The organism is Methylomonas sp. HYX-M1 (assembly GCF_040741385.1).
In the GTDB taxonomy this organism is placed as follows: domain Bacteria; phylum Pseudomonadota; class Gammaproteobacteria; order Methylococcales; family Methylomonadaceae; genus Methylomonas; species Methylomonas rhizoryzae.
This window is the reverse complement of record NZ_CP160405.1, coordinates 2,700,029-2,723,680: the sequence shown is the minus strand read 5'-3', so window position 1 is coordinate 2,723,680 and position 23,652 is coordinate 2,700,029. Positions and strand designations below refer to the sequence as shown.

21 protein-coding genes and 1 pseudogene are annotated in these 23,652 nt (G+C 53.8%); 16 read left to right on the top strand and 6 right to left on the bottom strand.

The window, feature by feature from the left end:
- Position 1 precedes the first annotated feature (1 nt).
- A complete protein-coding gene (locus AB0A83_RS12290) occupies positions 2 to 1,123 on the top strand; it encodes a DUF484 family protein (RefSeq protein WP_367154295.1) in 1,122 nt (373 codons plus the stop codon).
- A 54-nt stretch (positions 1,124 to 1,177) separates the two neighbouring features.
- On the opposite strand, the gene AB0A83_RS12285 is transcribed toward AB0A83_RS12290, so the two are convergent.
- The 4 genes from AB0A83_RS12285 to AB0A83_RS12270 all read right to left on the bottom strand — a co-directional run bounded on the left by AB0A83_RS12285 (position 1,178) and on the right by AB0A83_RS12270 (position 4,460).
- Positions 1,178 to 1,453 carry a hypothetical protein gene (locus tag AB0A83_RS12285; RefSeq protein ID WP_367154294.1) on the bottom strand — a complete coding sequence of 92 codons (276 nt, stop codon included), beginning with the start codon at positions 1,451 to 1,453 and terminating at the stop codon, positions 1,178 to 1,180.
- Positions 1,454 to 1,634: 181 nt separating this feature from the next.
- Positions 1,635 to 2,633: an IS5 family transposase gene (locus AB0A83_RS12280; RefSeq protein ID WP_367154089.1), complete on the bottom strand. Its 999-nt coding sequence runs from the start codon at positions 2,631 to 2,633 to the stop codon at positions 1,635 to 1,637.
- Between the two features lie 52 nt (positions 2,634 to 2,685).
- Positions 2,686 to 3,204 (bottom strand): hypothetical protein, encoded by a 519-nt coding sequence (locus tag AB0A83_RS12275; RefSeq protein WP_367154292.1) that lies wholly within the window; start codon positions 3,202 to 3,204, stop codon positions 2,686 to 2,688.
- Between the two features lie 548 nt (positions 3,205 to 3,752).
- Positions 3,753 to 4,460: a Crp/Fnr family transcriptional regulator gene (locus tag AB0A83_RS12270; protein ID WP_150048802.1), complete on the bottom strand. Its 708-nt coding sequence runs from the start codon at positions 4,458 to 4,460 to the stop codon at positions 3,753 to 3,755.
- 239 nt (positions 4,461 to 4,699) lie between these two features.
- Here AB0A83_RS12270 and AB0A83_RS12265 point away from each other — a divergent pair, with 239 nt between their 5' ends.
- From AB0A83_RS12265 to AB0A83_RS12195, 15 genes and pseudogenes are all read left to right on the top strand, one after another.
- Complete coding sequence (locus tag AB0A83_RS12265; RefSeq protein ID WP_150048800.1) at positions 4,700 to 5,446, top strand: Mut7-C RNAse domain-containing protein; 747 nt, start codon at positions 4,700 to 4,702, stop codon at positions 5,444 to 5,446.
- Positions 5,447 to 5,526: 80 nt separating this feature from the next.
- Positions 5,527 to 6,780 (top strand): glutamate-5-semialdehyde dehydrogenase, encoded by a 1,254-nt coding sequence (locus AB0A83_RS12260; protein ID WP_367154291.1) that lies wholly within the window; start codon positions 5,527 to 5,529, stop codon positions 6,778 to 6,780.
- Positions 6,781 to 6,983: 203 nt separating this feature from the next.
- Complete coding sequence (locus AB0A83_RS12255) at positions 6,984 to 7,121, top strand: hypothetical protein (RefSeq protein WP_367154290.1); 138 nt, start codon at positions 6,984 to 6,986, stop codon at positions 7,119 to 7,121.
- Positions 7,122 to 7,180: 59 nt separating this feature from the next.
- Entirely contained in the window at positions 7,181 to 7,255 is a 75-nt protein-coding gene (locus tag AB0A83_RS12250) for a hypothetical protein (protein ID WP_367156165.1), read from the top strand.
- A gap of 566 nt (positions 7,256 to 7,821) precedes the next feature.
- On the top strand, positions 7,822 to 9,207 hold the full coding sequence (locus tag AB0A83_RS12245) for a hypothetical protein (RefSeq protein WP_367154288.1): 1,386 nt from the start codon (positions 7,822 to 7,824) through the stop codon (positions 9,205 to 9,207).
- A gap of 268 nt (positions 9,208 to 9,475) precedes the next feature.
- A pseudogene (locus tag AB0A83_RS12240) lies at positions 9,476 to 10,563 on the top strand (IS5 family transposase).
- 293 nt (positions 10,564 to 10,856) lie between these two features.
- Positions 10,857 to 11,036 carry a YezD family protein gene (locus tag AB0A83_RS12235; protein WP_150048794.1) on the top strand — a complete coding sequence of 60 codons (180 nt, stop codon included), beginning with the start codon at positions 10,857 to 10,859 and terminating at the stop codon, positions 11,034 to 11,036.
- 329 nt (positions 11,037 to 11,365) lie between these two features.
- On the top strand, positions 11,366 to 12,343 hold the full coding sequence (gene cysK, locus AB0A83_RS12230; RefSeq protein WP_150048792.1) for a cysteine synthase A: 978 nt from the start codon (positions 11,366 to 11,368) through the stop codon (positions 12,341 to 12,343).
- A gap of 50 nt (positions 12,344 to 12,393) precedes the next feature.
- On the top strand, positions 12,394 to 13,260 hold the full coding sequence (gene epsC / locus AB0A83_RS12225) for a serine O-acetyltransferase EpsC (protein WP_367156164.1): 867 nt from the start codon (positions 12,394 to 12,396) through the stop codon (positions 13,258 to 13,260).
- 322 nt (positions 13,261 to 13,582) lie between these two features.
- Positions 13,583 to 14,500 carry a family 2A encapsulin nanocompartment shell protein gene (locus tag AB0A83_RS12220; RefSeq protein ID WP_150048788.1) on the top strand — a complete coding sequence of 306 codons (918 nt, stop codon included), beginning with the start codon at positions 13,583 to 13,585 and terminating at the stop codon, positions 14,498 to 14,500.
- On the top strand, positions 14,487 to 16,235 hold the full coding sequence (locus AB0A83_RS12215; RefSeq protein WP_367154285.1) for a family 2A encapsulin nanocompartment cargo protein cysteine desulfurase: 1,749 nt from the start codon (positions 14,487 to 14,489) through the stop codon (positions 16,233 to 16,235). The genes AB0A83_RS12220 and AB0A83_RS12215 overlap by 14 nt, the downstream gene beginning before the upstream one ends.
- 105 nt (positions 16,236 to 16,340) lie before the next feature.
- Positions 16,341 to 17,738 (top strand): FAD/NAD(P)-binding protein, encoded by a 1,398-nt coding sequence (locus AB0A83_RS12210; protein ID WP_190303123.1) that lies wholly within the window; start codon positions 16,341 to 16,343, stop codon positions 17,736 to 17,738.
- Positions 17,739 to 18,225: 487 nt separating this feature from the next.
- A complete protein-coding gene (locus tag AB0A83_RS12205; RefSeq protein WP_150048782.1) occupies positions 18,226 to 19,029 on the top strand; it encodes a ferritin-like domain-containing protein in 804 nt (267 codons plus the stop codon).
- Positions 19,022 to 20,197, top strand: coding sequence for an NnrS family protein (locus AB0A83_RS12200; RefSeq protein WP_150048780.1), 1,176 nt, complete (start codon positions 19,022 to 19,024; stop codon positions 20,195 to 20,197). The genes AB0A83_RS12205 and AB0A83_RS12200 overlap by 8 nt, the downstream gene beginning before the upstream one ends.
- A 42-nt stretch (positions 20,198 to 20,239) precedes the next feature.
- Positions 20,240 to 20,596: a hypothetical protein gene (locus tag AB0A83_RS12195; RefSeq protein WP_150048778.1), complete on the top strand. Its 357-nt coding sequence runs from the start codon at positions 20,240 to 20,242 to the stop codon at positions 20,594 to 20,596.
- A 31-nt stretch (positions 20,597 to 20,627) separates the two neighbouring features.
- Here AB0A83_RS12195 and AB0A83_RS12190 read toward each other — a convergent pair whose 3' ends face one another.
- Positions 20,628 to 21,653 carry a zinc-dependent alcohol dehydrogenase family protein gene (locus tag AB0A83_RS12190; protein WP_367154282.1) on the bottom strand — a complete coding sequence of 342 codons (1,026 nt, stop codon included), beginning with the start codon at positions 21,651 to 21,653 and terminating at the stop codon, positions 20,628 to 20,630.
- Between the two features lie 429 nt (positions 21,654 to 22,082).
- Positions 22,083 to 23,411: a L,D-transpeptidase family protein gene (locus AB0A83_RS12185; RefSeq protein ID WP_367154280.1), complete on the bottom strand. Its 1,329-nt coding sequence runs from the start codon at positions 23,409 to 23,411 to the stop codon at positions 22,083 to 22,085.
- Positions 23,412 to 23,652 lie beyond the last annotated feature (241 nt).

Here is a 23,652-nt window from a genome sequence, read left to right as displayed (position 1 = left end):
TTTGAACGATATTACCTACGATTTACGCGTACTGCAAAGTCACCTGGACAGCATCTTACAGCGCGTAGAACACAACAGCCTGACGCTCAAACGTTTGCAATCGTTTGAAATGCATCTATTGGGTTTAAACTCGCTGGCGGAAATCTTGGAGTTCATCCTGGACGAGTGCAAATCTCTGTTCGATTTGGAAGTCGTCAGCTTATATTTGTTCGATCCCAATGGCGAAATCGCCGAGTGTCTTAGCCAAAACAATTACGAGTCGCATGCCAGAAGCGGATTGCTGCTGGTCGATAACGATGGCTTGTTTAAACGTTTCTTCGATTTCAGGCTGCAGCCGGTGCTAGGCTTGTATCATCCTGAAAAATATGCGCCGTTTTTTCACGGATTTTCCGAACCGCCGTCGTCGGTGATTTTGGTTCCCTTGGTCAGGCGTGGCAGGTATTTGGGTTCTTTGAATTTGGGCAGCCGAAAAAAAGACCGTTTCGTTAAAACCATGGCGACCGATTTTATTGCCCATTTAGGCTCCGTCATTAGTGTTTGCCTGGAAAACACGCTGAATTTCGAGACCTTGCGCCGCACCAGTTTTTTGGATCCGTTAACCGGCGTGAACAATCGCCGCTTCATGGAACAACGCTTGGTAGAAGAATTGGAACGTAGCCTGCGCAGTCAACAACCGCTGTCTTGCTTGTTTTTAGACATCGATTTCTTTAAACGCATTAACGACAGCTACGGCCACCAAACCGGCGATTACGTATTAAGTTCGGTAGCCTGTGCCATTAAAAAGCATTTGCGTAATAGCGACGTTTTATCGCGGTACGGCGGGGAAGAGTTTGTGGTTTTGCTGCCGGAGGCTGACGCTAGGATTGCCGGCGAAATCGGCGAGAGAATTCGCGATTGTATTGCCTCGTTAATGCTCGATTATGCTGAAAGCAAGATTTCGGTGACCTTGTCGGTGGGAGCCGCAACATTCGATGCTAGCCGAACTCAACAAGCCTCGATTTCCGCGCTGGCCGCCCAGTTGCTGCATGCCGCCGACACCGCGCTTTACCGTGCCAAGCGCGACGGCCGCAATCGGGTGGTCAATGCCGGCGATATTCCCAGCGAGCAGGCTTGCACTGTCTGACATTCCCGGTATCGGCCGTCGCCGAGAGTTCATCTCAGTGACGGCCGCATACGATTAGCCTGCCAAGGCAAAACGCTTAGGTGTCATCAATCGGCTAATCCCAAGCAAGCCGCTCAGCATCATCCAAATCGCTCCCGGTAAGGGAACGTTGTAATTCCCGCTGATATCGTAAATATATAAAGGCGCGTCGCTGAAGCTGCCGAATAGTAAATCGTCGTAAGTTTTAGACCAATTGCCGGGTTCCGTACTTACAGTGGCATTGGGTCCGCAACAATATATTCCTTGGCCAATATCGATATAGGCAATCTCAGTGCTGCTTTTGAAGCTCATGGTAGAAAAATACTGAGATCCGTATGAGTAAGCGGACCAATTGGACCCTATAGGAACCTCTGAAAAACTGCCGTTTTGAAAATCAGCAGTGTAACTAACCGGTTAAAACTCAATAATCGACTGTATTTTTCATCAAAACAGCCGATTTTTCGCTGCCCAAGTCCCTTATCCGGGCCATTTTTCAAACTTCAGACGCAATCAGGCAGCGACATTCATAAGCGTCACCCCGAAGCACATTGGCAATCGCGGTCAGAAAGGTCAGGCGAGCAGTGTTTTTGGCTAAGCCCCGATAGCGGTTCTTGGCGTAGCCAAAGCGGATCTTAATATCCCGGAACACATGTTCGACCTTGGCGCGGCGGCTTGCCAGTTCTCTGGCTGCCGCGCGCAGTAATTGAGCCTCTTCGCTGTCGTCTTTCGTCAGCTTGGTTAGTTTGCCAGGACGCATCGCAACCACGCAGGTCGGTGGATTTTCGGCGGGCATCTCCGGGCGCTTTTCCAAGCCCTGATAACCGGCATCGCCGTGCACGAACTGTTCCTCGCCGTGCAGCAAGTGGGCGGCTTCGGCTACGTCGCTGACGTTGCCTGAGGTGACCTTGAGCGTATGCACCAAGCCGGTTTCGTGGTCAACGCCGATATGAAACTTACTGCCGAAAAACCATTGATTGCCCTTTTTGCTGGAATGCATCTCGGGGTCGCGTGACTGGCTTTTATTTTTGGTCGAGGTCGGGGCAGCAATCAGGCTGGCATCGACGATGGTGCCGGCTTTTAGAAACAGCCCGCGATCCGCCAGCGTTTGGTTGATGGCGTTGAAAATCTGCTCGGTTAGCCCGTGGGTTTCCAGCAAATGCCGGAACTGCAATATCGTGCTTTCATCGGGCACCGTTTCCAGGCGGATGCGGCAAAAACGCCGTAGCGATTCAATTTCATACAGCGCGTCTTCCATGCCCGGATCAGAGTAGTTGTAGACAATCTGCGCCACGTGAACATGCAGCATCGCACTCAAGGGAAACGGTTTGCGACCACGCCCTTGGCCGGATGCATAATGCGGTTCAATCACCGCCAGCATGACGGACCACGGCAATAAGTCTTCGAGTTGATCGAGAAACTTTTCACGCCGCGTGACTTTGCCTTTGTTGGCGTATTCGGCGTCGGCAAAACTGAGCTGTTGATATTGATCCATGCGCGCTATCTCGAAATCGGGGCTGTTGATGAATTATATCGCTCGCGGGGTATTAATCAGAGGTTCCTATACGGTCGCCATTAACATCGTAAGCTTCAATATTAAAATATTCATAGTAGTTACTTGTTTGTCCATTGCTGTAGCTGATGCCGAAATAACCGATGGGATCATCGAAACTAATGCGCCAAAAGTTAGTATTTGATTCACTTTGTTTATTAAATGCCAAAAAATTATCCCCGCTTTTGGCATTGTGACCGAAATTGGCGTTTTCGTTTAATATGGATCCCATCCCGCTATTCGCAACCTGCATTACATTGCTTGTTTCGGTAACTTCAATACCATCTTTTATTATTACCGTAGATTGCGCCACTCGATTCAACGAACTGAAGTGTACACCTAGGTCGGCGTACAGTTCGGTCAACGAGGCGGCATTATTAAATAAATTAGGCGCGTCTATCGGGTTTCCGCCGGCATCGGTATCGAAATTGATCGTTTGAATGGCTGCTTGAGAGTTTGCAATCGATAGCACGGAAACGGTCAGCAACAGTTTCACCAAGAGTTTTTTACTCATATCGAATCTCCATTATTTGAGGGGGTACAAGGCAAATGTTGAATTGCGTTTCGCCTTGACGGCTAACTTAGCAACTAAGCGAATGAGCTTGGTGACTAATGTCAATTCAGCCGAAAAAAGTGTTAAGCATTCCCGGTTCATCCTACTAGGTCAGTGTGCAGACTTAGGCGGGATCAGGATTGTAGAGCCGATAAAAGCAGCGGTCTTAAGGCCCGGTATACAAATGATGTCGCTGCAAGGTTTGATTTTCCAGGTAACGGTCTCTTGTTCAGGTCCGGTGCAAAGGCGGGTAGCGCTTTAGCAATGAATAGGTGTGAAGCGGCCCCTGCAGTAGGAGCAACAGCAATGGTTGTCATAGGTATCAACCGATCATTACTCTGAAAATCACGCGGCTGCCGTCCAAAACACTAGCGACAGAGCAGCGTCGACTTTCATTTGCCGGGGCGATGCCGTGCTTTCATGAACGTTAGACTGAAAGTCTAAAGTTTTTATTCAGTTGCCATGATGCAATATATTGATTTCTTTGTAGGATAATAATCGCCATCGTGTTAATTAATGGATTGATATAATTTTTCAAGATCGTATATTTCTAAATTTTTCTTTTTTGCGGATATAAGGCCCTTGCGTGCGAAGCTTGATATTGTTCTGCTGATTGTCTCGGGTGCAAGGCCTAGATAGTTGGCGATTTCGTCACGGGACATTGTGAATTTTATATTGGCAGCGTTGTTGTGCGCCAAGTGTTGCCTATCGATTAATTCAAATAAAAACATTAGCAGCCGCTTGTGGGCGACATTTTGGCCTACGGATAACAGAGTTTCATGTTGATGTTTCAATTCCGACTGAAATACTGCATGAAAATCCTTGGCAATTCGATCTAGTTTATCGGGATTTGTAAAAAAAGATTGCAGCTGGAATAGACATACAATCGATCTTTCCAAGCATACGGCGGAACACGAATGGTAAGCTTCCAGCCAGCAATATATAGGGTCTATAATCTCGCCCGAGAAATAAAAGTTCACTATTTGTTGGTCGCCGTCCGGATTGGTATAAAATTTTTTTACCGAACCGGATTTCAAGTAAAAAAGATGTTTAACTCTCTCGCCTTGATGAAATAAGGGCTTGCCGTGAGGATAAATTTGCTGGGATACGTTTTCTCTGCGAAGCGAGGATTCGGAATAATAATATTGCTTCGGGCAATGTTGCTGCTTGACGCAAGCAGCACATGAATGAGCGGTAGGCGTGATGGTGTGCTCCATACTATGGTTCCCTCCAAGTCATTATTGAGTTGACCTATGATAATCGTTAGCCGGGCTGGTTTGTGCTTTGTGGCGATTTTGCACGGAAGTCGGTTTATGATTTACGCTCCATGCCAGCCGGCGCTTGAATCAATAGCGATAAGCGCGGCTCAGCCAATAATAGGCTTGGGAGTGTTCATCCGTTCCGGTTATGTGCGTTGGATTACCGTTGGGTTTATCGAGGTGTTAACTATTACGCTATGTCGACCGAACATACTGCTCAGTTCCGTTTTTACGCACAACTGAACGATTTCTTGCCGCTTGCCAAGCGGCAGCGGAGTTTGGACTATCGATTCAACGGCTTTCCAGGGGTAAAAGATCCTATCGAAGTGCTGGGCGTGCCGCACACAGAAGTCGGTTTACTGGTGGTAAACGGACGGATTGCCGGCTTCGACTACCGCTTGCAACCCGGCGACAGAGTAGCGGTATATCCGGCGTTTTCCCGGTTCGCTCAGGACTTACCTTCCGTGTTGCGCCGGCCTTTGCCCGGTAGGCCGGCGTTTGTGGTGGACGTCAACTTGGGCAAATTGCCCAAGCGCCTGCGATTACTGGGCTTCGATTGCTTATACCGCAACGACTACAGCGACAGCGAAATCGCCGCCATCGCCGCTTCGCAACAGCGTATCGTGCTGACCCGGGACAGGCGTTTGCTGTTCGCTAAAATCATCGAGTACGGCTATTGGGTCAGAGCGGTAGAGCCGGAGCGGCAATTGCACGAAGTACTGAGCCGTTTCGACTTATACGCCGGCATAGACGCCTTCAGCCGTTGTTTGGCTTGTAACGGCCTGATGGAACCGGTCGAGAAAGCCGAGGTGTTGCACGACTTGCAGGCCAAAACCCAACGCTACTACCAGGTGTTTTACCGCTGTAGCGCGTGTCGGCGAATTTACTGGGAAGGTTCCCATGTCGCCAAGATGAAGCAACGCTTGCGCAACTTGATAAAATAACCGGCTTTCGGCCGGCAAGTTTGCTTTAACCGCTGTGTTGCGGCGCTTGTTCCCTCCGCTTATCTATCCCGGTATCCCTGATGACGATCTCCGCTATCGAAACCCTTGCCCGACAAAGCCGCGCGGCCGCCCGCCAATTGGCGCCCGCATCGGAAGCGCAACGCAACGCGGCCTTGGCGAAAATGGCCGAAGCCTTGGTCGCGGTTAGGGCGCAAGTGCTGGCGGTCAACGCCGAAGAAGTTGATGCGGCCCGCGCCGCCGGCGAATCGGCGGCCCTGCTGAAGCGCTTGTCCGTGGACGACAACATGTTCGACTACATGCTGTCGCGCTTGAAAAAAGTCGCGCAACTGCCCGATCCACTCAACCGCATTTTGACCGGCCACACTAACCCGGCCGGGCTGCGGGTGTATAAAAAATCGGTGCCGCTGGGCGTAATCGGCATGATTTACGAATCCCGCCCCAACGTCACCACCGATGCGGCCGGGGTGTGCATCAAAAGCGGCAACGCGGTGATTTTGCGCGGCGGCTCCGAAGCCTTGCAAACCAACGCCATCCTGACCGACGCCATGGTGCAAGGCGCCGTTGCCGCCGGCTTGCCGCAACACGCCATCCAAATCCTGCGCAGCCCCGGCCACGAGGCGGTCGGCGAGTTGCTGCAAATGGACCGCTACATCGACGTGCTGATCCCGCGCGGCGGCAAAAGCCTGATTCAGCGCATCGCTCAAGGCACTCGGATACCGGTGATCAAACACTACGACGGTATCTGCCATTTATATTTGGCCGCCGACGCCGAAGCGGACAAAGCGGTGGCGCTGGCGGTCAATTCCAAATTCCAAAGTGTACAGGTGTGCAACGCTCTGGAAACCTTGCTGGTCGATGCCGAATGCGCGGCGGCCTTATTGCCGTTGCTGCACCAGGCGTTTACCGCCCAACAGATCGAACTGCGCGGCTGCGAGCAAACCCTGCAATTGCTGCCCGGCGTCGCCGCGGCCACTGAGGATGACTGGTCCACCGAATACTTGGCGCCTATCTTGTCGGTAAAAATCGTCGCCGGCATTCAGCAGGCGATAGACCATATCAACTGTTACGGCTCCGGCCACACCGACGGCATCGTCACCCAGAGTCTCAGCTTAGCTCGTCAGTTCGAGGAGCAAGTCGATTCGGCCTCGGTGATGATCAACGCCTCCACCCGGCTTTCCGGCGGCGGCGACTACGGCCTGGGTTCGGTAGTCGGCATCAGCACCGACAAACTGCACGTACGCGGCCCGGTCGGACCGGAGGGCTTGACGACTTACAAATGGGTGGCGGTGGGGGACGGGCATTTGCGGGAGTAAATGGGTAAGAGCAGCCCCTCAGAAGCTGTCAAGCCAAATCGAACTTTTAGCCCAACACACCAGGGTTGTAAGGCTGAACGCACCGCGGTTCCGCCGTATGCTGGCATTTGGATTGCGGATCGCCTACGACCGTGCGGCGGTTTAATCTGATGTTGTAGCTGATTCGCGGCGCAAATCGGAAATCATCCTACAACGACAACCGCATGATTAATGAATACATCACTCCGACTCCGCCGGCTAACGGCACTCAGGGCTATACCGCTGCTTACCGCTACGACCTTCCGGCTTTATTACCGGCTACGGCAGTTTTGCCTATCGCTACGGCGCCAACCGTACCCTGATCACATTCACCCAAGCCGCTACCAGCGAGCAATACCGCTACGACAACGGCCGGCGGGGGGTGTTGAAAACCAACGGGGCCGGGCAAACCCGCTACGTCTACGACAGCGCCGGTCGCTTGATCGTAAGCAACTAGGCCATAGGTTCGATTAGCGCAGCGTAATCGGACGCATGTATTTACTCATTTCTCCGATTACGCTGCGCTAATCGGAACCGGCTGGTGATTATCGCCAGAAAATTATTACGCATCGCATGCTCGCTTTGGCAACAAGCCGATGCCCTATGCCACGTTAAGAAAATTACCTGCCTCAACCATATCGCTTGAAAAAACCATAGAATCTGAGGGCGAATGATTATGCCTTAACTGCATGGCAATGAGTAACCCGCGGCGTATGGCTCGAAGTAGCGTAACGCCAACAAATAATCTGGCAACAAAAACCGGTTCAGGCAAGTTAACGAATACCAATTTCCACGCAATGTCTGCTGCATATCAATAAAACTTATGATTGGTAGTAAAAACCGTTTCTATTCATTTGTGTGGATGAGTTGTTTCGGCGAACTCAACCAGGATTGGGTTTAATCGCTTGTAATTATTCCTACATAACTACTCGGTTGAAATTATTTTTTTATGGGCGTATACCGATAACAAAGGGTGGTTGAAGTTTTATATAAACTCGTGATGGATGTTGGCTGGGTTTTGTTATGCGTTTACAAAATTTAATCAATAATATTTTATTATTTCCGGTATTGTTGCTTATCTGTATGGCATGTTCAAATGTCAGTGTAAAGTTACCGGGCCAGCTGATTAGCGAAGCTGACAATAGCGCATCTGTAATTTTGATTCGGCTAACGGCGAAAGATGAGACCGGTAAACTTGTCGATATTTCCGAAAACCTCATTTCGGGCGGATACGGCGCAACGATGACGGTTAAAATTTCGAATTTGTCAGAAGATGGCTTGCCGGAGAAAATTTATCCCGCTACCGATAAAATAGCCTCATTTTCCGAGCAAACTAAACAGCAAGGTTGGGTTTATTTTTATGCTAATCCTGGGGTATATGATATAAATGTTATTTCATATGCTTTTAAGGATAATAGTATAGCGGTAGAATTGGAAAAGCATTTTCTACTAAACGTCGGTGCGGATAGAAAAATACTGTATGCCGGGTCATTGCTGGCAAATTGTATGGATTCCGGATTTTGGGTGCCTCCGTCTTGTGAAAAAGTGAACGATCCGATAGACGAGTCCGAGGTAGCAAAGAATATAGCGGCTAGCTATTTCGCTAATACCATCCCTTTTTCGACGGAGTTGCTAGAGCCCACAGATACCGTTCTAACGGAAAAAAACCTGATGCCGATTGGGATTCTCGTTCAATATCAAAATAATTTTGTATCCCCTCCATGGGAGTTGCGCGGGATGAGTCGTTTCACCGGTATTGGCAATCCCGGGCAATATAGTTATCCCGCGGCTGGACAAGATATTGCCAGGGCATGTTTAGGTGCCGGACAGGTCTGCGCCTTGCCGTTGATGCTTTATTTGATGTATTTGCCGGTAGGAGTATTGGCCGGGGAAATCTATGGTGAATATACCGAAGCAAAATGGCAACCATGTATGAATTATTTCCAAAGCGAGCTTTCATGCTTCGACTTTGTTTCTTACTTTGGTACGGCGATTAAGGTGGCGTTTAGTAGCAATAACCTAACGGAACCATTTATTTTTGGCGATTTTTCACAGTTATTAGCTCAATCCGAACAGTTGGGATTGAAGTCGTTAGTGACGGTTCGCATTAATAGGATTCAATTTCGAGAATGTACTATAAACGGTAGATTTTGCGTAGAAAGCAGCGTTAATTTGTCTGTCATTGACTTGGCTTCCATGAAACTGTTGTATTTTAAGAATTTCCTTTATAGCGAATCCGGTGCCAGTCAGCAAGAGCGGCCCTATGAGATATGGACAGTGAAAAATCCCAATTGCTACAGTTTGGAAGCGTTTTGTACTCAGGATAACAAGCTATTTTTCGAGCAACTTAAGGCGATGCTAAATGATGTTTCAGTTAAGGTATTGGACTTGATAAAAGCGAATAAATAATATTGATGGACTAGCATCTTGCAATTATCCGAAATATATTGAATATCCCTTATCAGCAAGTTAAATTCGCTGTTTCGGACTGTCCTGTTTACGCCATTCCTAAAATAACCCCGCGTATTGCCTCCACTCCATGAGGTCTCTTAACAGGCTGTTGATTTTATCTCCCCTGTAACCCGCATTGGCTGGTTGAGTCAGATGTGTTGGTAAATCATAAAGTATTGTTCTAAATGATAAAATAGTTCTATCTCCAATCTATTGCATTGACCCCATGCGCGGCGCCGACATTACTCAAGAAGACCTGTTCAGTTACCGAACCCTGGAAAGCCGGATTCCCAAAAAGCATCCGCTACGCAAGCTGCGTCAAGTGGTCGACTTGTTGCTCGCCACGCTAAACGACGAGTTCGACGCGCTCTACGCTCGTCGCGGTCGAGATTCCATTCCGCCGGAACGCTTGTTGCGCGCCAGTTTGTTGCAAGTGCTATTTTCCATCCGTTCGGAACGGCAACTGGTGGAGCATATCGACTTCAACCTCTTGTACCGCTGGTTCGTCGGCTTGACGATGGACGACGAGGTATGGGATCACTCGACCTTCAGCGCCAACCGCGACCGTTTGCTCAACGAACGGATCAGCCGCTTGTTTTTCGAACGGGTACTGGCCTTGGCGGATTGGAAAAAGCTTGTCTCCGACGAGCACTTCTCCGTAGATGGCACACTGATTCAAGCCTGGGCCTCGCACAAGAGTTTCGTCAAGAAAGACGGCTCGACCCCGCCGCCGGAAGATGGCGGCCGCAATCCCACGGTCAACTTCAAGGGCGAGAAACGCAGTAACGAAACCCACGCATCACGCACCGACCCCGATGCTCGGCTGTACAAAAAGAGCGAGGGCGACAAATCGCAGCTGGCTTTCCTCGGTCATGCCTTGATGGAGAACCGTAATGGCTTGGTCGTCGACGTCGAAGTCACCCAGGCCACCGGCACCGCAGAACGCGAGGCGGCCCATGCCATGGTCAAACGCACGATCCACAAACCGGGCGCGACCTTGGCCGCCGACAAAAATTACGATACGCAGGATTTTGTCGCCAAGTTACGCCAGCGCAAAGTCACGCCGCATGTCGCCAGCAAGGAAAAAGGTTCGGCCATCGACGGACGTACCACACGGCATGAGGGTTACCGGAAAAGCCTCAACGTCCGCAAGCGGATCGAAGAAGTCTTCGGTTGGGCCAAGACGGTCGGCCCGCTACGCCAAACCAAGTTCCGGGGTTAAAGAAGGTCGCCGCGCAAACGATTTTTACCTTTGCCGCCTATAACCTGACGCGCATGGGTACCATTTTCGGCTGGCGATACAGTACCGCCTAGGCGGTGGTGCGCCTGAAATCCGCCAAAAGGCGGAATTTAACGCCCTTCGGGGCGAATATAACCGGCTAAAACCGGTTTTTGAGGCCTGATCGGGCTTCCAGAAGCCCAACAAAACCAAAAAATGGTTTTGAAGCCGAAGGCATATAGGCAAATTTCAACACCCTGTTAACGAGAAGGGTCTTATCGAAAATTGATAAATGCACATCGATATTTAACGTTTTGCACATCCGGGCGTTTTGCATAACATTGCGCCGCAATAGCGGCTAGAGTCCATCACTAATGCAGGAGGCCTTATGAATAAACCCGTCGATTTCGATTTTTCGGATTCCGGCCAGCAACAATTGGCGCAAAGTATCGTGGCGATGTTGCGCGGTATGCGGTTTGGGTCGGTTGAAATCGTGGTGCACGACGGCCGCATCGTGCAGATAGAAAAACACGAAAAGTTTAGGGTCAAGAGCGTTACGGCGGAATGATCATAAGTTCTCGGTCTGTTGCGCTGTCGCCGGTGTGACGTAGTGTGCGTGCAAGGCAAGAGTAGCCGTTGTGCCAAGGGTTACGGCTGTGCTAGCGGTAAGGTCAATTCCACTTGAAGCCGAATCGGCAGCCGGTAAAAACATGCTGCGGGTCTTCCCAACGATCAGAGGCCGGTTTTCCCAAAGTGATTGTATTTATTTGATTTTCATGTTCAGGCATTGATTGTTAATATGGGGCGGTCGGTCAGCGAGCCTCGATGCGCCGCCGACGCAAGCAGATATTGACTTTAACCCATGTTACCGCGTCTAGTCGGCGCAAGGACAACCCCATGTCGTTTTGGTACCCGGACAATTCCCAGTCCATAGGCAATACCCCGCTAGTCAGACTCAACCGCATCACAGGCGGCGCGCCGGTCACGTTGCTCGCCAAAATCGAAGGGCGGAATCCCGGTTATTCGGTGAAATGCCGTATCGGCGCGGCGATGATCAACGACGCCCAACAGCGCGGCTTGTTGGGACCCGGCAAAGAAATCGTCGAACCGACCAGTGGCAATACCGGCATCGCGCTGGCCTTCGTCGCTGCCGCCCGCGGCATTCCGCTGACTTTGACCATGCCGGAGACGATGAGCATAGAGCGGCGCAAATTGTTGGTCGCTTACGGCGCCAAATTGGTTTTGACCGAAGGCGCCAAGGGGATGAAAGGCGCAATCGCCAAAGCCGAAGAAATCGCCGCTTCAGAACCGGACCGGTACGTGCTGTTGCAGCAATTTAAAAACCCGGCGAATCCTGCCATCCACGAGCAAACCACAGGACCGGAAATCTGGCGCGATACCGACGGCGCAATCGATATTTTCGTGGCTGGCGTCGGCACCGGTGGCACCATAACCGGCGTGTCGCGCTATATCAAACGAACCAAGGGTAAGCCGATTGTTTCGGTGGCGGTGGAGCCAGAAGCCAGCCCGATTTTGACCCAAGCGCGTAGCGGCCAGGAACTGCAACCGGCGCCGCATAAGATTCAGGGGATAGGCGCTGGTTTTGTGCCGGATATTCTGGATATGTCGCTGGTCGACGCGATCGAGCAGGTTAGCAACGACGAAGCCATCGAATACGCGAGGCGGCTAGCCCGCGACGAGGGTATATTGTCCGGGATCTCTTGCGGCGCAGCCGTCGCGGCGGCGGTGCGTGTCGCCAAACGCGATGAAAACATCGGTAAAACCATCGTAGTGATCCTGCCCGACTCCGGCGAACGCTATTTGAGTTCGGCCTTATTCGAAGGCTTGTTCGACGCGCAAGGCGTGGCGGTATGAGTCGAGTCGGAGCTGCGTTGAGCTTACCGATTGACGCACTGGTGGCGCAATTGCGTAGCGTGCGCGTCAATTCGTTGCAAAATCGTAGGCGTTTGGATCACCCGCCTAAACTACCGTCGCGCAAGGTGCTGCGCCCGTTGGTCGACAGTCTGGGTGCGGCTTTGTTTCCCAATCGCCTGGGACAGGTCGATTTGAACGAGGACGGCATCGATTATTTCGTAGGCCATACTTTGGATAGCACCCTGCGTCAGTTATACGGGCAGGTGGCCTTGGAATTGCGTTTCACCGCCGAACAGCGTGGCGAGGCGATCGAGGTTTCGCCGGCGGCGGCGGCAATTGTTTGCGGGTTTGCCGAACAGTTGCCGAAAATCCGCTTGTTGATCGATAGCGATATCCAAGCCGCTTACCAGGGAGATCCGGCGGCTGGCAGTTCCGACGAAGTCCTGATTTGCTACCCGGGGATCACTGCCTCGCTGAACCATCGGGTAGCCCACGCGTTGTACCGTTTGGGAGCGCCGCTAGTGGCCAGAGTAATTGCCGAAGTGGCGCATGCCGACACGGGCATCGATATTCATCCGGGTGCGCAAATCGCCGACAGTTTTTTCATCGACCATGGCACAGGGGTGGTGATAGGGGAAACCGCGGTGATAGGCAGTCGGGTCCGCTTGTACCAGGCGGTTACTCTCGGCGCCAAACGCTTCGACAAGGACGGCAGTGGCATGTTGGTAAAAGGCCATGCCCGGCATCCGATTGTCGAAGACGACGTCGTTATATATGCCGGCGCGACCGTTTTGGGCCGCATCACCATCGGTCGGGGTTCGGTGATCGGCGGTAACGTCTGGCTAACCCACGACGTCCCTCCGGGTAGCCGGGTGAGCCAAGGGCAAGTTCGTACCGAGGTATGCGCTGTCGCTTGACGGATAGCCGGATGTCTGGGTTCGGTAAATTTTTATGTTATAGCGCGAATTGCAATTATTCGCTCTGCTTATATAAATATGAGATAAGAGATTGATTTATATTGCATTACTGCTTGACAGGCCTGGATTGCTGGCAGTATTGTAAAACCATCATCCGCTGACCGGACGACCGGAAGCCCATGAACTGTTATCGTTTTAACGACGATAACAGTTCATGGGCTTTTTTTTTGGCCAAAACAAAGCCGAATCACGGTTGGATCTGGCGGATGAAGCGCTTGTAGCGCGATTTTTTTCGTTCATCATCGATAATCAGGGAGTTGTTATGTCAGATATTCATCAAGCTCACACCGCATTAGGCGACGTTGCGGCGCGAACGCTGTCGAACGCCACCAAAACCGTGCCTATGATGGGTACCATCACGCCACGCTGGCTGGTGCATCTATTGCCGTGGGTACCGGTCGAAGCGGGTATATACCGAGTCAACAAAGTCAAGAGCGAAACCAGCATTGCCGTGGATTGTTCCAGTCTGGACGAAAAAGTGCTGCCGCAAACCTTCGTCGATTACGAGGAATGGGGACGCGAATACCGTTTAAATGCGGTAAACACGGTATTGGATGTGCACACCCGGGTGGCCGATCTGTACAGCAGCCCGCATAACCAGATTCACGAGCAGTTGCGTCTGACCATAGAAACCATCAAAGAACGGCAGGAAAGCGAATTGATCAACAATGCCGAATACGGTCTGTTGAATAACATCGCGCCCGAGCAAAAAGTGCAAACCCGTAAAGGCTCGCCGACGCCGGACGACCTGGACGAGTTGATTGCCAGGGTCTGGAAGGAACCGGCATTTTTTCTGGCACATCCCAGAGCGATAGCGGCGTTCGGCCGGGAAGCCACCCGCCGTGGGACGCCGCCGCCGACTGTGGCTTTGTTCGGCTCGCAATTCTTAACCTGGCGCGGATTGCCGTTGATTCCCACCGACAAATTGAAAATCATCGACGGCAAAACCAGCATCTTGTTGTTGCGCACCGGCGAAAGCCGGCAAGGCGTGGTCGGGCTGTACCAGCCGAATCTGACCGACGAATTGAGCATGGGGTTATCGGTGCGGTTTATGGGCGTCAATCACAAGGCGATTGCTTCCTACTTGGTATCGCTGTATTGCTCGCTCGCCGTCCTGACCGACGATGCGATAGGGGTGCTGGAAAACGTCGAAGTGGAAAATTACTATGATTACAGCTAATTCCGCGTTGGAAGCGTTGGCGAATCAGGCAGTGAATGCCGCTCAGCCGCCGCAATGCCTGCCGGACCCGGAACGACTGGCGCAGCTGGCTAACCGGTATTTCCAGGTCTGGCCGAACCCTGCTCAGTCTCACGTCGGACCGGTCTCGGCCGCAGTGCCGGCGTTAACGGCGTTGCAATCCGTTCCGCCCGGTTTCGGCCGTCGGCCGGGAATCGATTCCGAAGTATTGCCTGATTCGGTGCAAATCCACGCGGCGGTGACGCCGCCGTTACCGAACGTATTCCCGATTTCCGCCGTGACCGCGCCGGCCGGCGGCGATGCGTGCAAACCAACCGATGTCGACGCCTTGGAATTGGCCGCTTTTGCTGCCAAAGGTTTGGCGTGTGCAAGCGTGTTTGAGGCTGCACTCAAATCCGACTCGACTCGGTCAAGACAGGCTGGCGGGTATTACTTTCTGGCCGAAACCGGCACCGGCCAAATCAACTCGCCGGGGCCGGCCGGCGTATACCCATCGTTCGATGTTCAGGCGGTACGCCGGGATTTTCCTATCCTCGCCGAACGCGTTAACGGTTATCCCCTGGTCTGGCTGGATAATGCCGCGACCACGCAAAAACCGCAGGCCGTGATCGATCGGCTGGCGACGTTTTACCGCCGGGAAAATTCCAATATTCATCGCGCCGCGCACGAGCTGGCGGCCCGCGCCACCGATGCCTACGAACAGGCCCGCACCGGGGTCGCGCGCTTTTTGCATGCCGCCTCGGCGGACGAAGTAGTGTTTGTGCGCGGCTCTACCGAAGCGATCAATTTGGTGGCGCAAACTTGGGGCCGAGAGCAGGTGCAGGCCGGCGACGAGATCGTCGTCAGTTGGCTGGAACATCATGCCAACATCGTGCCGTGGCAGCTGCTTTGTGCCCAAACCGGCGCGCAACTGCGAGTTATTCCGGTCGACGACGACGGTCAGATTCTCTTGTCCGATTATCAAAAGCTTTTGAACAGCCGGACGAAATTGGTCTCGTTTACTCATGTGTCGAATGCCTTGGGAACGATCACGCCGGCGGCGGAAATGATAGCGCTGGCGCATCGGGTTGGGGCCAGAGTACTGCTGGATGCGGCGCAGTCGGTGTCGCATTTGCCGGTGGACGTGCAAAGTCTGGATTGCGATTGGCTGGTATTTTCCGGCCATAAGATCTTCGGTCCGACCGGTATCGGCGTGTTGTACGGTAAAGCCGAGCTGCTGGAAGGCATGCCGCCCTGGCAAGGCGGCGGAAACATGATTGCCGACGTCACTTTCGAGCAGACGCGCTATCAGTCTGCGCCGGCCCGCTTCGAGGCCGGTACCGGCAATATCGCCGACGCCGTAGGCTTGGCCGCGGCGCTGGACTATGTCAGTCAATTGGGATTGGCCAATATCGCCCGTTACGAGCACCAGCTGCTGGATTATGCCTTGCACGCTTTGCGAACCGTGCCCGGCTTGCGTTTGATCGGTACAGCCGCGGAAAAAACCAGCGTACTGTCCTTCGTTCTGCCCGGTCACGATCCGCTCGAGGTCGGCAAAGCCCTAAACCGGGTCGGTATCGCCGTGCGGGCCGGACACCATTGCGCCCAGCCGATTCTGCGCCGTTTCGGTCTGGAAGCGACGGTGCGGCCGTCGTTGGCTTTTTACAATACCTACGACGAAATTGACCGACTGGTTGCGCAGGTCAAGGCGCTGCAATGCGGTTCCAGGCGGGTTTGATCAGGGTCGATGTCCTTGCGCACGCTGGCGAGCAGGATTCGTGACCGTAGCCCGCAGCCGCAATGCTCGTTATTTCGAATCAGCCGACTACAAAGGAAAACACATATGGTTCAACGGCCGGTCCCTGTCATTGGCATTGTGGGCGGCGGATTCAGCGGGACGATGTTGGCCGTTCAGTTGATCCGGCAAGCGCGCGAACCGATGCGGATAAAACTGATAGAGCGCAAACCTCGGCAGATGTTTCGCGGCGTGGCTTACAGTACCGACAACCCCTGTCATTATTTGAACGTGCCGGCCGGTAAAATCAGCGCGTTTGCCGAGCAGCCTGAGCATTTCTTGGAATGGGCGCGAAGCCGCACACGAACCGGCCGCAAGCCCGGTACCTATTCGGCTTTAGAGGCCGATAGTTTTGTTGCCAGACGCTTGTACGGCGACTATCTCACGGACATCGTGCAGGTGAGTGCGGCGCAAAATTCCGGTAAGGCAGGCTTGGAGACTATCGCCGGTAACGTGGTCGCCGTCGACCTTGGCAACGGGACGATAACCTTGCATTTAGCCGAAGGCGATAAGTTGCAGGTAGACCGCTTGGTGCTAGCGGTGGGCAATTTTCCGCCGGCGGTGCCGGTCGAAGCAAACGCTGTCGATCCGGCGGCGATTGTCGCTAATCCCTGGAACGATGCCGACCAATTGTCCTGGCGGGGCATCGATTCGTGTTTGATCGTCGGGGCTGGTTTGACCATGGTCGATTGGGTGCTGAGCTTGCAGCAAACGGGATTTGCCGGACGAATTCATGTGCTTTCCAGACGTGGATTGCGGCCGACCAGTCATGCCGATTGCCAATCTCTCCCATATTGGTTAGAGCCGGCTCCCGCATCGCTGGGTGTATGGCTACGCCGCTTCAGGCAGTTGTTAAACGCCGATGGACCGTATCGAAACAACTGGCGCGGCCTGATCGACGCATTAAGGCCGCATAGCGCCATGCTCTGGCAAAGCCTGTCGGACGTCGAGCAAAAGCGCTTTATACGGCATTTACGCCCTTATTGGGATAATCACAGACACAGGCTTGCACCGCAGTCTTTTGCCGCTTTGCAAGACATGGAGCGTAACGGTGGACTGCAGTTTCACAAAGGGCGTATCGAATCGATAGTCGAGCATGCGGGGAGGTTATGCGTGCGGATTCGTAGTCGCGCGCAACCGGACGGTTACAGTCTATCTGTCGATCGCATCATGAATTGTACGGGCAGCGAGTGCGACTATCGGAACTTGCAAGAACCATTGATTACTCAGTTGGTCGAGAAGGGCCTGGGCGTTGTCGATAACCTGGGATTCGGCCTGGCGGTTGCGGCGGACGGCGCGTTGATAGACCGGCAAGGACGGCAGTCTGAACTTGTTTATACCCTAGGTCCTCCGAAAAAAGGTAGTTTGTGGGAAACCACTGCAGTGCCGGAAATTCGTTTACAGGCACAACAATTGGCTACTGTGCTGTTGGCGTCGTTCAAATGAGTAGCCGTAGCCGCTAGGAGCCGGTGGTCGCTTGTACCAGCGGGCCGGAGGTAAGGTGGTCTGCTGGCGACGCAGTCATAGGTTGTCGGCCGTTCACCTAACCTGCGGGCGGAACGCCGTAGCTGTTGCGACCTGAGGCCGATGACGCCGACCGGTTGCGCCCCATTGTTTCCATCGCCGCTATGCCGGTATCCCGGCATTCCTGAGTCTCTACGAGTCCGGGCCGAGCGAGCCGCCTTCGATCTAAGCCGCACCATGGCTTTGGCCGGCCGGCAACATCAGGCCGTTACAGATGCCGAAGCCCCGCCATTTGCAGATATGGTTTGCAACTTGATGGTCGTCTATTCCACGAGGAATGCCGGATAACACACCGGTATCGTCACGCCGTTTACGGCAACCGCCCGCCGAATTCTCGCTATAAAATTACGGTTACAATAATCGATTAATCGAATGGTCGCAGGCTAAGGCCTATATCTTGGGAGCTGGATTGAACAACTTTTTCACCTTGGCCGAGCAGTGTTTGTTCGATGCCGACATCGAGCGAAAAATCGCCCTGACTATAGAGGCACAACGACTGGCGCAGCAGGGCGGTCTGGCGTTTGCAGACCCGCCGTGCCCGCGGCCCATCGCCGAAACGTGTTTCCCACAACGTCCGTTGCTACTGATGCCGCGCGACATGCCGCGCCGGCGGCTGGATACCAGCGAGGGCAGGGCGGCGTTCTTTCACGCCCTGGCGCACATCGAATTCATGGCGATTTATCTGGCTTGGGACATTGCTTACCGGTTTCGCGGTTTGCCGGTTGAGTTTTGTTTGGATTGGCTGAAAATCGCCGCTGAAGAAGCCGAGCATTTCGCCTTGCTGCGCAAGCATTTACAAAGTTTGGGCTACGATTACGGCGATTTGCCGGCACATAAAGGCCTATGGTCGCACGCCGAACAAACCGCCGAGGATATTCTGGCCCGCTTGGCCGTGGTGCCGCGCTGTCTGGAGGCACGCGGCCTCGACGTGACACCGGCGATGATCGATAAATTGCGGGATTTGGGCGACCATGACGGCGTGGCGATTTTGAGCCGGATTTATCACGACGAAATCGGCCACGTGGAGCGCGGTTCCTATTGGTTGACCGCGTTGGCACGCCGGCAGGGGCTGGCGCCGGAACAGGTGTTCAAGGAAAAATTGTTGGCTTATTTTCCCGGCAAACCCAAGGGGCCGTTTAACCGAGATGTGCGTATAATCGCCGGATTCTCGCAACATGAAATCGATTGGCTGGAGGAAGGCACGCATGAGTGACAAACCGGTGTTCAACTACCCTTGGTTCGCAATGGGCTTTCGGGCGTTTTTTGCCTTGGCGGGTTTGTCGGCTTTGGCGTTGATTGCGTTGTGGAATGCCATGGCCAGCGGCTCTGCACACTTCGGCAATTATTATCCGCATAGCTTGTGGCACGCCCACGAAATGATGTTGGGCTATACCAGTGCGGTGATCGCCGGGTTTCTATTGACTGCGGTCAGCAATTGGACCGGCCGGCAAACGGTGTCGCCTGACCAGTTAGCCGGGTTGTTTTTGCTGTGGATTTACGGTCGGGTGACCCCGTTTTATGCCGAGATGCTGCCGGATGTGTTGATCGCCGCGCTGGATTTCGCGTTTTTGCCGAGCTTGGGGTATTTCGTGATTAAACCTTTGCTGGCCACCGCTAACCATAGAAATTTGGTGTTCGTGGCGATGTTGGGTTTGATGGCATTGGGAAATGCGCTGATGCACGCGCAATTATTAGGACTGGCCGAGTCCGGTGTGGATTTGGGCTTGAATGTGCTGGTGACGGTCGTGGTGATGATGATTTTGCTGATCGCCGGCCGGGTGTTTCCGTTTTTTACCGAGCGCGGTCTGTCGGGCGTGATCTGCATACGCAACCCGGTATGGGATGCAGCGGCGTTGGCATCCGGGCTAGCAGCGTTCGGCTTGGTGATGTTAGGCGTGACCGGCTGGGTTTTGGCCTTGGCGGCCCTCACTGCCGCCGTGGTCAACGTATTGCGGGTGGCAGACTGGTACGACCGGCGGATTTGGTATGTACCGCTGCTGTGGGTTCTATACATTGGATATGCCTGGGTGATTGTCGGTTTCGGCTTGATGGCTTTATCGGCATTTTCCTGGGTGCCGTCGGTGTTGGCCTTGCATGCCTTTACCGTGGGCGGCATCGGTATCCTGACCTTAGGCATGATGGCGCGGGTGGCCTTAGGCCATACCGGTAGGGCTTTGAAAGCGTCTAACGTGATTGCGCTGGCTTTCGTGGTGATTAATCTGGCGGCGCTGTTCAGGGTGTTGTTACCGGCTCTGTTTCCGGCATGGTATCCGGGATTTTTGGTTGCCTCGGCTTACTGCTGGCTGGCGGCGTTCTCGCTGTTTGCGGTGCATTACGGGCCTATCTTGTCGGCGCCGCGGGTGGACGGCCGGCCGGGATAGGGTCGACCGGTTCTCGCGATTAGTCGCCCATCCGGATTAGCCATGAAAAAGCACAAGAAAAACAAAAATCTCTGGTTAAAACAAGCCGACATTGTAGTAGGTGCTCTTTATTTCACCGTCGCTCGCCAATACCGTGCGGTATTGGCGATGCAAGGGGATTTTCTGATTTATGTACCTAGCTCGGAAGGGCTGGAGCCCTTGGCACCCGACGCTAAATTGCCGTTTAAGAATTCGCCGTTTAAAAAATGCCAAATTGCGACTTTCGCCCAAAAAGAATACCAACCATTCAATTGGTGCGGAACTCAATCGATCCAGCACAAACTCACTGAGGCACAGCTTGCCGAAACTATTGCCCAGTGCAACGCGCAGGCTGCAATAGCGACTTTGTTGACGGAATAACGACGCGTCGATGACCTCGTCGACCAATACTTCAAGCGATTTGCAGTACTTTGGCGCCGCGTAGGTCGCCTTTTTTCAGCGCCTGTAGCGCCGGATTGGCGTCTTGCAAGGGGTAGGTCTGCAACGTCGGCCGTAGCGGGATGTCGGCAGCTAACTGCAAAAATTCCTGCACGTCGCGGCGGGTGATGTTGGCGACGCTCTTGATTTCCTTCTCCTGCCATAAATGTTTGGCGTAATCCAGCTGCAACCAAGCGCCGGCGTTGCCTTCCTTGCGGATCGCGTTGATCACCAAGCGGCCGCCGGCGGCCAAATTAGCCAGTGCTTCCACCACCGGCGTCCAGACCGGGGTGGTATCGATGATGCTGTCTAATCTGTGCGGCGCCGGTTCGCGCGTATCGCCGGCCCAGACCGCCCCTAGCTCGAGGGCGAAGCGGCGCTCTTCGGCGCTACGGGCGAATACGTAGATTTCGCTGTCCGGATACAAATGTCTGGCCATTGACAGTACCTGATGCCCGGATGCGCCGAAGCCGGTCAAGCCTAAACGTTGGCCGTTCGCGATGCCGCTTAAGCGCAAAGAGCGGTAGCCTATGGCGCCGGCGCATAGCAGCGGGGCGGCGTGTAAATCGGAGATACCGGCCGGGATGGGATGACAGAATTCGGCGGGGACCGTCATATACTCGGCATAACCGCCGTTGGCGTCTCGGCCGGTGGCGACGAACTCGGCGCACAGGTTCTCGTTACCGGCCAAGCAATACCGGCAGCGGCCGCAGGCGGAAAATATCCAGGCTACGCCGACTCGGTCGCCTTCCCGGACTGCGCGCGCGTTTGCGCCCAGTTCCGCCACCCGGCCGACCACTTGGTGGCCGGGAATGACCGGCAAGCGCGGCGGCGGGGTGCGGCCTTCGATTTCGTCCAATTCGGTATGGCAAATTCCGCAAACCGAAATTTTCAGCAAAACCTCGCCGGGTCCGGGGGATGGTTGCGGCCAATCCATCGCTGCTAATGGTTCCGGGGTATCTGCCAATCGGCATAGCCGGGTTAATAGCATGGCGCGCATGTCGGCCTCCGGGTTGGATTGTGGTAGTAAGCGTATCCGAAATTTGCAAACTTCGGCGGCAGGGCTGCGAAATTTCCCGATAAACCCTTTTAACCGACAAAGCGCAGCTGGCGTGTGTTTTAGGCTGTTCGTACTGAGCATAGTCGAAGTACCGACGGTCTAGCAGGCACTCACCCTTCGATAAACTCTGGGCGAGCGCGATTTTTCTAGACCCGACTGCTCGTAGGTTTTAAATCTAAAACTCGCGGAACAATAGCTCGGACGATTGACATTGAAAATATGGCGACTTTCAGGACTCAGAGTCAATCATAGCTTCCTGAACATGACTATCAAATTTCTTGCAGGCGTAATGGTTTTGTCGCGACCAGGGGTGTTGTTTCCAACTGATTATCTTTCACTCGCCGGGGCGATGCAGCAGGTTTCGGACCTTCAGTTGTTCAACGTCGGTTTGGGAGCCACAGTGCTGGCTTGAATGTCGAAGTTTTCTTTAATGCGCTTGCTGGCGCGCTTGGCCGCTTGTTTGGATTTGAAAGGACCGGCCACCACTTGGTAGCTGCCGTCTATAAACACTTTGCGGGCCGGAATCGGCGGGCCTTGATGGTTTAACATCGCGGCGAACTTTTGTGCTTCGGTTTCGGTTTCGAAACCGGAGGCTTTCAGAGCCCAGTCGTTGTCGCCGATGTCGTTGATTTCCGGTTGGGCGAAAAAACGTTCCGGGTGATTAAGGTGAGTGGCGTCGGTCAGCAATGCCGCGGCGTCCGGACTGCCGACCGTAACCGGGGTCGGTACCCCGTCGCTGCGCTGCAATACTTGTTCGACTTTATTCCAATCCACTGGCGTTTGATAAACCAGGGCTTGCCCGCGGAGTTTTTCCTTGACGTCCTGTTGCAGATTTGCGGTCGATTTGGCCCACTTCTCCAGCGGCGGATGGGCTTCCAAATACAACGCGCCGTCTTTCCAGGCGATTAAATACGGTTGATGGACGATGCGCACCGGCGTGCCGATCTTGACTTGCTCAAATAAGGCCGCGATGTCTTCCGGATACAGTTGTACGCAGCCGTGGCTGACTTGCATGCCTATGCCGTAAGGTTTGTTGGTGCCATGGATCAAATAGCCGTTAATCCCCAAGGGCAGGGCGTAGGCGCCCAAGGGATTGTCCGGACCGGCTTTGACCACTTTGGGCAAGGGATCCCCCAACGCCTCGTGTTCGCGCTGAATGGATTCCGGTACGCTCCAAACCGGGTCTTTACGCTTGGAGATGATTTCGGTCAAGCCTACCGGGGTATTCCAGCCGTCCCGGCCGATGCCCACCGGATAGGTTTCCACCCGGTTGTGGTGTTTTAACGGGTAGTAAAACAGCCGCATATTGGCCAGGTTCAGCACGATGCCTTTACGCGGCGCTTCCGGCACAATGAAGCTCATGGGCAGCAACACCGTGTCGCCGTCTTGCAGATTCCAGGCGTCGAGTTGCGGATTGGCCAGGCTGATTTCGGTATAGCCCAGGCCGTAGTGCCGAGCGATGTCGGAGAGGGTGTCGTGGTGGCGGCTTTGCAGGCTGGCTAAGCCGCCGATTAGGTTCTGATCGGCCGGTAGCGGAAACCGATGGATAGCGACCGCGTCGGTTGCCGGCGCGGTTGGCGCGGGTGCCTGTTCGATCGAAACGGGTTGTAGGCTTTGGCAGCCGCTTAACAGCAGAACAGCGGATAGTAGCGGGAATAGGTAGCGGCGCTTGGGGTTGGTGCGTAACTCGGGCAGCATCGGTATAGAGAGCAGTTGTTAACCATGTTGCAATCGTAAGCTGTGGGAATTAAAAATCGATGAGGCGCAGATTAGGACCGGATGAGGGCCGTTTTGTGAATGCGGCGGCGGAAGCGACGCCATGGTCGCGATCGGCGGGGCCGCTCTCACTATCCGGTTACCTTTCATGTGCCGGGGCGATGCAGCGGTTTCATGATCGTTAGATAAATGGCCTTGGCTCGACCGTAGCGCCATCGATTCA

Bases quoted from the DNA above. Each gene is read 5' to 3' on its own strand.
- AB0A83_RS12285 (WP_367154294.1), bottom strand. From the start codon at position 1,453: ATGAGCTTCAAAAGCAGCACTGAGATTGCCTATATCGATATTGGCCAA.
- AB0A83_RS12280 (WP_367154089.1), bottom strand. From the start codon at position 2,633: ATGGATCAATATCAACAGCTCAGTTTTGCCGACGCCGAATACGCCAAC.
- AB0A83_RS12275 (WP_367154292.1), bottom strand. From the start codon at position 3,204: ATGAGTAAAAAACTCTTGGTGAAACTGTTGCTGACCGTTTCCGTGCTA.
- AB0A83_RS12270 (WP_150048802.1), bottom strand. From the start codon at position 4,460: ATGGAGCACACCATCACGCCTACCGCTCATTCATGTGCTGCTTGCGTC.
- AB0A83_RS12265 (WP_150048800.1), top strand. From the start codon at position 4,700: ATGTCGACCGAACATACTGCTCAGTTCCGTTTTTACGCACAACTGAAC.
- AB0A83_RS12260 (WP_367154291.1), top strand. From the start codon at position 5,527: ATGACGATCTCCGCTATCGAAACCCTTGCCCGACAAAGCCGCGCGGCC.
- AB0A83_RS12255 (WP_367154290.1), top strand. From the start codon at position 6,984: ATGATTAATGAATACATCACTCCGACTCCGCCGGCTAACGGCACTCAG.
- AB0A83_RS12245 (WP_367154288.1), top strand. From the start codon at position 7,822: ATGCGTTTACAAAATTTAATCAATAATATTTTATTATTTCCGGTATTG.
- AB0A83_RS12235 (WP_150048794.1), top strand. From the start codon at position 10,857: ATGAATAAACCCGTCGATTTCGATTTTTCGGATTCCGGCCAGCAACAA.
- cysK (WP_150048792.1), top strand. From the start codon at position 11,366: ATGTCGTTTTGGTACCCGGACAATTCCCAGTCCATAGGCAATACCCCG.
- AB0A83_RS12220 (WP_150048788.1), top strand. From the start codon at position 13,583: ATGTCAGATATTCATCAAGCTCACACCGCATTAGGCGACGTTGCGGCG.
- AB0A83_RS12215 (WP_367154285.1), top strand. From the start codon at position 14,487: ATGATTACAGCTAATTCCGCGTTGGAAGCGTTGGCGAATCAGGCAGTG.
- AB0A83_RS12210 (WP_190303123.1), top strand. From the start codon at position 16,341: ATGGTTCAACGGCCGGTCCCTGTCATTGGCATTGTGGGCGGCGGATTC.
- AB0A83_RS12200 (WP_150048780.1), top strand. From the start codon at position 19,022: ATGAGTGACAAACCGGTGTTCAACTACCCTTGGTTCGCAATGGGCTTT.
- AB0A83_RS12195 (WP_150048778.1), top strand. From the start codon at position 20,240: ATGAAAAAGCACAAGAAAAACAAAAATCTCTGGTTAAAACAAGCCGAC.
- AB0A83_RS12190 (WP_367154282.1), bottom strand. From the start codon at position 21,653: ATGCGCGCCATGCTATTAACCCGGCTATGCCGATTGGCAGATACCCCG.
- AB0A83_RS12185 (WP_367154280.1), bottom strand. From the start codon at position 23,411: ATGCTGCCCGAGTTACGCACCAACCCCAAGCGCCGCTACCTATTCCCG.